The sequence below is a fragment of the Blautia sp. NSJ-175 genome, assembly GCF_022867815.1.
In the GTDB taxonomy this organism is placed as follows: Bacteria; Bacillota; Clostridia; order Lachnospirales; family Lachnospiraceae; genus Blautia; species Blautia celeris.
The window spans coordinates 1-8,662 of the sequence record NZ_JALIFQ010000047.1 but is presented as its reverse complement, the minus strand read 5'-3'; the positions used below and the strand labels follow the sequence as shown (position 1 = coordinate 8,662).

The 8,662-nt window shown below is 41.8% G+C and carries 9 protein-coding genes and 1 pseudogene; 6 read left to right on the top strand and 4 right to left on the bottom strand.

Features of this window, described 5'->3' with window-relative positions:
* The first annotated feature begins 174 nt into the window (after window positions 1-174).
* Complete coding sequence (locus tag MUB35_RS30040; protein WP_244807361.1) at window positions 175-354, top strand: hypothetical protein; 180 nt, start codon at window positions 175-177, stop codon at window positions 352-354.
* Window positions 355-896: 542 nt separating this feature from the next.
* Here MUB35_RS30040 and MUB35_RS30035 read toward each other — a convergent pair.
* Together MUB35_RS30035 and MUB35_RS30030 are read right to left on the bottom strand one after the other, a co-directional pair.
* Complete coding sequence (locus tag MUB35_RS30035; protein ID WP_118594196.1) at window positions 897-1,304, bottom strand: sigma factor-like helix-turn-helix DNA-binding protein; 408 nt, start codon at window positions 1,302-1,304, stop codon at window positions 897-899.
* 209 nt (window positions 1,305-1,513) lie between these two features.
* On the bottom strand, window positions 1,514-1,738 hold the full coding sequence (locus MUB35_RS30030; RefSeq protein WP_118594197.1) for a hypothetical protein: 225 nt from the start codon (window positions 1,736-1,738) through the stop codon (window positions 1,514-1,516).
* Window positions 1,739-2,222: 484 nt separating this feature from the next.
* Here MUB35_RS30030 and MUB35_RS31105 point away from each other — a divergent pair, with 484 nt between their 5' ends.
* Window positions 2,223-2,399, top strand: a complete 177-nt coding sequence (locus MUB35_RS31105) for a peptidoglycan-binding domain-containing protein (protein ID WP_118594198.1) — start codon at window positions 2,223-2,225, stop codon at window positions 2,397-2,399.
* A 32-nt stretch (window positions 2,400-2,431) separates the two neighbouring features.
* Here the strand turns inward: MUB35_RS31105 and MUB35_RS30025 are convergent, their stop codons facing one another.
* Window positions 2,432-2,773: a YmaF family protein gene (locus tag MUB35_RS30025; RefSeq protein ID WP_226985349.1), complete on the bottom strand. Its 342-nt coding sequence runs from the start codon at window positions 2,771-2,773 to the stop codon at window positions 2,432-2,434.
* A gap of 860 nt (window positions 2,774-3,633) precedes the next feature.
* A complete protein-coding gene (locus tag MUB35_RS30020) occupies window positions 3,634-4,974 on the bottom strand; it encodes an IS30 family transposase (RefSeq protein WP_244807360.1) in 1,341 nt (446 codons plus the stop codon).
* Between the two features lie 203 nt (window positions 4,975-5,177).
* Between MUB35_RS30020 and MUB35_RS30015 the strand changes: the two genes are divergently transcribed.
* The 4 genes and pseudogenes from MUB35_RS30015 to MUB35_RS30000 form a co-directional block, all read left to right on the top strand.
* Window positions 5,178-6,029, top strand: a complete 852-nt coding sequence (locus MUB35_RS30015; RefSeq protein WP_118594200.1) for a MerR family transcriptional regulator — start codon at window positions 5,178-5,180, stop codon at window positions 6,027-6,029.
* A gap of 114 nt (window positions 6,030-6,143) precedes the next feature.
* Window positions 6,144-6,812, top strand: a pseudogene (gene mobQ / locus MUB35_RS30010) (MobQ family relaxase); the annotation flags it as partial.
* Window positions 6,813-7,395: 583 nt separating this feature from the next.
* The gene (locus MUB35_RS30005; RefSeq protein WP_226985350.1) at window positions 7,396-8,067 is read left to right on the top strand and encodes a DUF969 domain-containing protein; all 672 of its coding nucleotides are present in this window, start codon (window positions 7,396-7,398) and stop codon (window positions 8,065-8,067) included.
* Window positions 8,067-8,662 (top strand): 5-oxoproline transporter, DUF979 family subunit (locus MUB35_RS30000; protein ID WP_244807359.1); only part of this gene is annotated, 596 nt, incomplete at its 3' end. The genes MUB35_RS30005 and MUB35_RS30000, both read left to right, overlap by 1 nt.

Below are 8,662 nucleotides of genomic sequence, written 5' to 3'. Positions count from 1 at the left end.
GTCATATCAAGGCTCATTCAATCGTGGTAAGTTCGTGGTAAAATGAGTGCTTTTCTATACTTTAAAATACTTGAAAGTATAGTGTTTATGCGGATAATCAGAAATCAGATATAAAATTTTTGTTAAACAACTATATTAAACCAAAAGGTTCAGCCCTACCAAGAACTCGGATTTTTGAAATCTTGGCTTGAAAACTTGGAAAAATATACACCTAATGAATATGATAGTGAAGAAGTCAAGAAGCAAAAAAGGAAAGAATATGATTTATGGCGGTATGAATGTATCTCTTTAGGAAAAAATGACAAAGGAGAAGAAATTAAGCAAGAAATCAAGGGAAAAAGACCAGGGAATTAATATCTGAGCAGCTTGGCATAAGTAATGGCCAGATTGCTAATATAGGAGAAACAAAGAACCTACGGAAGGAGGGCTTTGAGCTGAATCTGAAAAATGAGAAGGAAAGATAAAAATTGCTGAAAGGCTATCAGGAATGGCCTGTGTGGCTTCAGGTACCACAAGCCTCGGAAGTTTATTATCGTTATGACCTAAGATGGATATAGTATTGTTGTCTGTGAATACCGCTATTATTTGGAGTGGATGGAAAAAGAAGTGACTGAGGATTCAGAACAAGTGGGAATACGGATATATTTGCTTACGCCAGGATACAAATATCTCTATAATTGCAGATCAAATGAAACTGCCGTGTTGAAGCATCTGCAGCAATCAAAAATGTAATGGCTATTATGCAAATGGTATTGTTATAAAAAAATATAGTAAGGGTTATTATAACAGCAAGAAAGACGTGTTACACTGATAAAACAGGAGCACTACTGTAACTATCAATGCACAGGGGGCCACTGTAAAACGCTGTAAGGCCTCGGTTTCTCCACCGGGGCCTTTTAATCATACAAATCATCTAGTTTTTTGTGTGCTCGATACAACAAAGTTCCGACAGAGGTTATTGAGGAATGATGTTGTTCTGCAATTTCCTTATATGATTTGCCAGAAATTTTTTCTGATAAAAAGATTCGTTCAAGTCGACTCAATATAGATAAGTCACAATTTGCATATTGGGTATAGTCAATATTTTGCCTACGATGTATATAAGGATTTGTTTGTGGGTTATCAAGCTTTTTACGGGCTTTTAAAAGCAAAGCATTTATATTTTGTCTGCAACAATTCAACTGTTGTGATATTTCAATAGCTGAAAGACCTTGCATTTTCAATATCAAAGTTTCTCGTTCCCGAATTGTTAAAATGGATAAATCTGAATCTGCGTATTTAGCATAGTCGACGCGCGCCGGCATGACGTTTGATACCTCCTACTATTTATTGTCATCACCTATGCCTATATTGTAAAAGGACTATCCTTAGTTGTCAAGAGATGCAAAACAGCCGACACCATTACAGCGCCGACCGTTCCGCGACTAAAAACTTATTGATACTTTTGGTTGCAAATAAATATTACAACATAATTGGAATTAGAGCAATAGATAATCGTGGACAGTATTCGACGTTAATCCTCTTTTAGCAGCCCACGTTCGTGTGCTTCTTTTACCATACGTTCGTACAATTCCTCTGACGGCTCAAATTTTTCCAGATCCGGTTCGGTATCCATTTTTTTTGGATTTCCTGCAGCCTCATTCCTGACACGCTGGCATATCCATTCCAGAAATCCTGGGTCTTGTTCAAATTCTGGATTAGCTTCAAAGTCTGGGTCATGTGTTTTTTTATTGAACATAATTTTATCACCTCCGAATTAAGTTTATTATCGAAGGCGGCAATAATACTACAGGTAAATATTGGAAATTATATAGAGGCGCACTGCCTGTACCTATATCCTTGGAGCGTTCCTCTGGATATGCCTTGTAATATAGGTACATATTGGACGGATATGTTGCCGTGTGTTGGCAGATTTGGGTACCGCTCAAGAGCAGCCTGATACAATAGATAAGCGTCGTGATTCTCATAAATAATACTCTTCATATGCATCACTTCTTACTGGAAACAGAACAAATATTTGTCTTGTATAAATTAATTATACGAATGCATGTTCTGATTGTTAATAATAAAAAACTGGCAGTTTTGGGCTGCCAGCCTCAAAGCTATATTGTCTCATCTCATTTTCGTGTTGCATAGATATGAGTTTCCACTCCCTTTTTATGGGGGTGTAGCCCCTTTTTCAAAGAACCACAAAACCGCATAAATAAAGGAACCCTTTAAAAGTGGACCTGGCGGGAAACGAACCCGCAGGGTGTAGAGTGCCTGGCAGCTTTGGCAATGAGCTGGAGGCAGCCGTGCTGCAGTACCAGCGTGATCACGTGCTTACTGCGGATGGTATTGCAAGGCGCAATACCTTTAAAAGCTTAATGCTAAATAACTGGTCGAAACGTTTATTATAAGGGATTTCCCCGGCCTAAGCCGGGGAAAGTATTTAATCACAAACAGGGTTTTCAATTAATGTCGCAACGATAAAGTCATGCTTGTGTCCTGCGTCCATAGAGGTACATCCTTTAATAAGGTGTACGTGTTTTCCACAACCAACATCAATTGCCGTTGAGGATGTGCCGCAAAATTCATGGGTATGGCCATTACAAGAATCGGTTTGAAATTTTACTTCATGCACGTGGCTGCCATCACAGGGAATTGCTTCGCTGGACACTGTAGCAAACCGATGGTTATGAGCATATTCACAGCACCCGGAAATCTTAACGCTTCCGGTTACTTCGTGAACGTGTTGCTTTGGAGGACAAGGCCTTTTCATATCTTCATTCATAATTTTTCCCTCTTGATTGATAATTGTAGATATTACAATGTTATATTATGCTTAATGAAGAAAAGCGTACCCCCAATTTTTAAATATTAAGCAGCCGACACCATTACAGTGCCGGCCGCCCGTGTCGGATTTCAGAGGTTACCCATTCCCCTGTTTTATAACAATAAATAAAGACATATATCAGGAGGTTTTTATGATTATATAAGGCGGAGCTGGAAAGCTACCTGCCCCACCCGAAGCTTGTGACGGATGAACAGGTCAGCGTGATTTTGTAGCTGCTGTTCCATCGGAGCGAGAACCGGCAAATCGTTGAGCAGATACTATCTCAAAAACCGGAAAATGGGTAAAGGCAGAACGCCGGAAACGGCGAAGATTGCTGCCAGAAGCCCCTTGCAGGGAGCAGAGGATTTCCGCAGATGTTCCATCCGCTCCAATCCTCACAGGGGACGCTACACTTCCCCTGCGCTGACTGCCGCCAGCCCCCCCCTTTGTGGACTTGCCGGACGGAAACACCTTGCGTTGCAAGCTGTTTCCGTCCAACAAGTGTCATATCATCCTGTGGTGCTTCTTCCGGTGTGGATAGAAAGATGATATACTCAAAGAAAAATTTGAAAAATCATAAAATGGTAAAATTACAAAGTGAATTCGTGATTTATCAAAAGCCTTGATCTTGCAACACTTAATTCACGTTGTTTTGGTTTACGAGTGGCTAAAATAGAGCTATAATGAATTTATAGGAGCCTGTTTTCATGTGTGCAAGCATGGCAAACAAGCATCTGGAATAGTGTGCAAGACTAAATTCCACATACCAAATTTTTGTAGGATTAAATTCGGCAGTGGATTCCGTCTTGATTATCATTTTATTTTTTGAGTAATGATGGCTTCAAATGGACTTCGTCAGCAGGGATTTCCTGCAGACATAAAAGTCTGTGGAGCTTATTGTTCAAAAGCATCTTAGACAGCCTGAATGGAGTGCAGCCGTTCAGGCTGTCTCTTGCTTCGCTGTTGATGTGATTCATAAGTATGCATGCATCGCGCTGCTTATAGGAATCCAGACTTTGGCCTTTTGGAATCACATAGCGGAAATATTCATGGTTCTTTTCTATGCGGCCTTTTTGCCAGGAGGAGTTTGGATTGCAGTAAAAGATTTTGGTACGAATTTCACAATTTTTATCGCATTCCAGCCGCTCTGGAAACTGAAATTCCACACCATTATCAGTCAATATTACGGGGAACAGCTCCTGGAACACTTTGATGCCAAGCTTCTCTGTTAAATAATCGAATACTTTTATGACTTGCTCCGGTGACTTCTCTTGTAACACAAAAATGAGCATAAGAGAGCAGTTACGGAAGAAAATCGTCAGGAAAGCCTGCGTACTGTTATCCCGGCCACCTTCCACGGTATCGAGTTCAACAATCGGAATATCAGGATGCGTTTGAATAAATTTCTGGAAATCCTCATAAGTACGGCCGATGCGGAACTCTTTTGCAGAAAGACTAACCCTTGTGCCGGTTTTTCTGGGTTTACATTTATAACCGACCTTGCGGCGCAAATCGATATTCCTTGCAGTAAAAACACCTTGATCGATATAGTTATACAGCGTTTTTCTGGAACAGGGAATTTCATGTCCGTGAAAGGCATAAATGTGTGCCAGCGACTGCCCCTGCAATAATAGCGGAGAGATAAGATCGTCAAGGAGTGCGATATCGACGGGAGCCTGATTAATTCCCTGTCTGCATGAAACAAGCAGATCCTGGGAGGATTTGTCTGCATTCTGTGTAATGTAGAAAGCTTTGCTCTTATTACAGGTACGCTGTCTTGTACAATGATTGCAGACATAAGGAGCTTTGCAGATAGATTCACATTGTGGTTCCAGATATTCTGGACAAAGGGCAGTGCATACAGGAATACGTTCCTCACTGTTATAGCAGTATTTGCAGACTTTTACGCAATTCGGTTTGTCGCAAAGAAAACGTAAGGAACATTCCTTAAACCGGACACAGCGAAGAGGATGTCTTGGATCAGCCTCTCGTTTTTGAAAGGTGCGATATTTCTTCACTTCCTTGGAAATTGTACTTGGATGCTTATCAAGTTTTCTGGCGATCGCTGCAAATGACAGACCATCATTTAGCCCTTTTTCAATATGAATTCTTTGGGTTGTCGTCAGGTGCTTTTGGTCATATGTTTTTTTCTTATACATAAATAATCCTCCTTTGATGGAGGAATCCACTTACCAGGAACATCATACCATGAAACGTGTAACACTAAAATCGTCAAACACGAATTTAAATGGGGAATCACGAATTAACTATTACATTTTAGGAAAAATCATAAAATCCTCTTGACTCTGACGGAGCGTCATAGTGTAATCTGTAAATCAGGAAAGGCAGGAGGAAGAAATATATGAGGACTGTAAAACAGGTTTCTGAAATGACAGGTATCAGCGTGCGCGCGCTTCATTATTATGATCAGATCGGTCTGTTAAGACCCACGGTATGTAATGAGGCGGGATACAGGTTTTATGACGATAAAGCCCTGGAGATTCTGCGGCAGATTCTATTCTTTCGGGAGTTTGATATGCCCCTGAAAGAAATCAAAGCAGTCATAGAAAATCCAGCTCTTGAAAAAAATCAGATTTTGCAAATGCAGCGGAAAATGCTGGTGGCAAAGAAAGAACGTATGGAGCGTTTGATTACCAGCATAGACAGGATTTTGAAAGGAGATAACACAATGGACTTTGAGGTATTTACTAAGATTGAATTAGAGGATATGTATAACTCTATGGTAGCGAATATGAGCGAAGAACAGAAAGCGATTTTCATTGAGAATTATGGCAGCATAGAGGAATGGAAAAAGAAATTCTTTGAAGATGCTTCTACTGAAGCTGTCCAGAAAAATTTCCAGAAGATTGTAGAGTGGTATGGCAGCAAAGAAAAAGCATTGGATGCATCTAAAAATCCGGGGAATACAGAAATTTTTCCGGCGTATCAGAAACAGCTGGAGGAAATTGTTAAAAAACTGGCAGGAAAGAAAGGTCAGGTTGTAAATTCCTTTGAAGTAAAAGAATTAGTTGAGGAATACGACTTCGTTACAAAGCAGATGTTCCAACTGCCTGATGCTACTTCTATGGAGCTTGAGATAGCTGCCATTTATCGTACAAACAAGGAAATACAGGCAGTGCAAGACAGCATTTATGGAGAAGGAACAACGGAATTTATTGGACAGGTGATAGAAGCCTTTTATAGCAAAAAGTAATTTGTAACATTTAAATACCCGCCGTCCACCAGCGGCATCACCGAGCAGGAAATTTTGAAACAGGTTCCCTGCTCTTTTCTTGCCCCGTCACCGGGGAGAAAGGAAGAATCACGCTTGCCATGCCCACACCATGATGTAAAAATCATCCAGCGCAGCAAAGGTCAGTCCGCCGTTGCTTCCGCTGCCTACCAAAGCGGGGAACGGTTATTCTCTGAATACGACCAGAAGCAGAAATACTATTCCCACAAGAGCGAAATCGTCCACACGGAAATCATGCTCCCGCCCCATGCGCCGCCGGAGTACGCAAACCGTAATACACTATGGAATGCCGCCGAATCGGTTGAAAAACAATGGAACTTCCAGCTTGCCCGGAGGTTGGTGCTTGCCATTCCGAGGGAACTTCCCCCGGAACAGTACACCTGATCCGTGACTACTGCCGGGAGTTTTTTGTTTCCAAAGGCATGATTGCAGACTTTGCCATCCATGACAAAGGGAGCGGCAACCTCCACACCCATATCCTCTTTACCATGCGGGCGATGGACGAAACCGGCAAATGGCTCCCGAAATCCCGCAAGATTTACGGCCTTGACGAGAACGGCGAGCGCATCCGGTTCCCGTCCGGCAGGTGGAAAAGCCACAAGGAGGACACCGTGGACTGGAACGACCAGAAGTATTGTGAAATCTGGCGGTATGGATGGGCGCTTTCAAGCCACATGAAAGACAGCAGGACGGACGCAGCGTATGAACTCAGGGTCGCAATCCGGAGCAGGACCAAAAAGGATTGCAGAGGCAAAAGAATTATCCTGTCGAACTGGACTGCCGCAAGCAGCGAGAGCAGAATATGAGATCCTAAGCAGTGCCCAGCTGTTAGATTCAGAAAAGAACAGGCATGGATAACTGGGGAAATACATGGAAAGTATAAATCAAAGTATATCATCTCAGAATAGAAAGATCATAAATATCAAGGGGATTATGAAAAGTACACATGAAATGTGAGAAAGAGGCTTATTCCTCTTGGGAAAAAGCACAGTCAGGAGGAATAAACCGGAGTTCGCCCAGAAAGAAAACTAGGCTTGTTTTGAGTACAAAAAGGCGTATACTAAATTCAAGTTATTGCCTGATACTTTGTTAGTGCATAGTGGGTGAATTCTACACCATTATTTCCGAAGGTAAATTTACGCTGTTGGATGGCATATTAAGTGTGGACATGTTTGCAGCTTTCATATATAATAATGTAAAATCATGTATTTTTCTGTAAGATATTTTAATGATGAAAAGAAGAGGTTTGCAATGAAAGGGGGAAGACTAAGGAAGAGGAAATCTCTTCAGCAGGTTGTATGCTTTATAGCTAAGAAAGGGGAAGGATATGGAAATTATTAAATTAATTGGTGTAGTGATTATTGTTTTAGGTTTTGCACTGAAACTGGATGTTCTGGCTGTAGTACTTGTGGCAGGTATTGTGACTGGTCTTGTATCAGGCCTGGATTTTTTTCATATTCTGGAGATTATAGGTACATCTTTTGTAAACAATAGACTGATGTCTATTTTCCTTATTATGTTCCCGGTAATTGCCATCATCGAGCGTTTTGGTATGAAGGAGAGGGCAGCTTATTTGATTGGAAAGATTAAGAATGCATCCGCAGGAAAGGTTTTGTCGCTGTGGATTGTGATTCGTTCTTTAGCATCTGCAATGAATATTCGAATTGGCGGACACGTTCAGTTTATTCGCCCTCTGATCCTACCGATGACCGCTGCGGCTGCAGAAGCATCCAAGGGATGCAGGCTGACAGAAAAGGAAGATGAGAAAGTAAAAGGTCTTTCAGCCGCATCTGAGAACTATGGTAACTTCTTCGCGCAGAACTGCTTTCCTGCAGCGTCTGGTGTCGTGCTGATTCAGTCCGGGCTTGCCGTGGCTGGATATGATGTTACACTTTCCAGTATTGCATCATCTTCTATTTTCGTTATGATTATCTCGATCATCCTGACGATGGTACAGGTATTCCTGTTTGACAGACAGGTGAAGGGAGGAAAGAAATAATGACAGATTTTTTAGGTATATATTTGCCGGAATTTTTCTATGTTCTCTGCGGACTGGTATGTTTTGATACTGCTTTCCGTGCAAGAAAGAACGAAGAGGCAAAAGTCGGAACAATTATTTTCTGGACACTGACAGGGCTGATCTTCATGCTGGGTAAAGTTCTTCCTCCTGTGGTTACCGGCGCAATGCTGTTGGTTATGGGCTGCCTGACTCTTACAAAACAGGTAAAAATGGGTAAGTTCGCGGAAGCTGCCGCACAGTCCAAGCAGGCGGCCAGCGAGAGAATCGGAACGAAAATATTTATTCCGGCAGTCACCGTTGGTGTTATTGCTCTGGTTTTATCTTTTGTGAAATATGATGTTGTGAATGCAGAGGGGGTTGTCACTCCTACAGCGCTGAATGGCGCAATTATGACAGGTGTAGCCTGTGTACTTGCCTTGATTTTGGCATTTGTCATTTGTAAACCAAAGGTAAGTGAGACAAGAGAAGATACTTCACGTCTGCTTATGCAGGTTGGAGCCGCCTGCTTGCTGCCTCAGCTGCTGGGCGCACTGGGAAGTGTATTTTCAGAGGCTGGTGTGGGTGAAGTTATTTC

Coding starts and splice junctions, on each gene's coding strand:
- MUB35_RS30035 (WP_118594196.1), bottom strand. CDS start 1,304: ATGCCGGCGCGCGTCGACTATGCTAAATACGCAGATTCAGATTTATCC.
- MUB35_RS30030 (WP_118594197.1), bottom strand. CDS start 1,738: ATGTTCAATAAAAAAACACATGACCCAGACTTTGAAGCTAATCCAGAA.
- MUB35_RS30025 (WP_226985349.1), bottom strand. CDS start 2,773: ATGAATGAAGATATGAAAAGGCCTTGTCCTCCAAAGCAACACGTTCAC.
- MUB35_RS30020 (WP_244807360.1), bottom strand. CDS start 4,974: ATGTATAAGAAAAAAACATATGACCAAAAGCACCTGACGACAACCCAA.
- MUB35_RS30015 (WP_118594200.1), top strand. CDS start 5,178: ATGAGGACTGTAAAACAGGTTTCTGAAATGACAGGTATCAGCGTGCGC.
- MUB35_RS30005 (WP_226985350.1), top strand. CDS start 7,396: ATGGAAATTATTAAATTAATTGGTGTAGTGATTATTGTTTTAGGTTTT.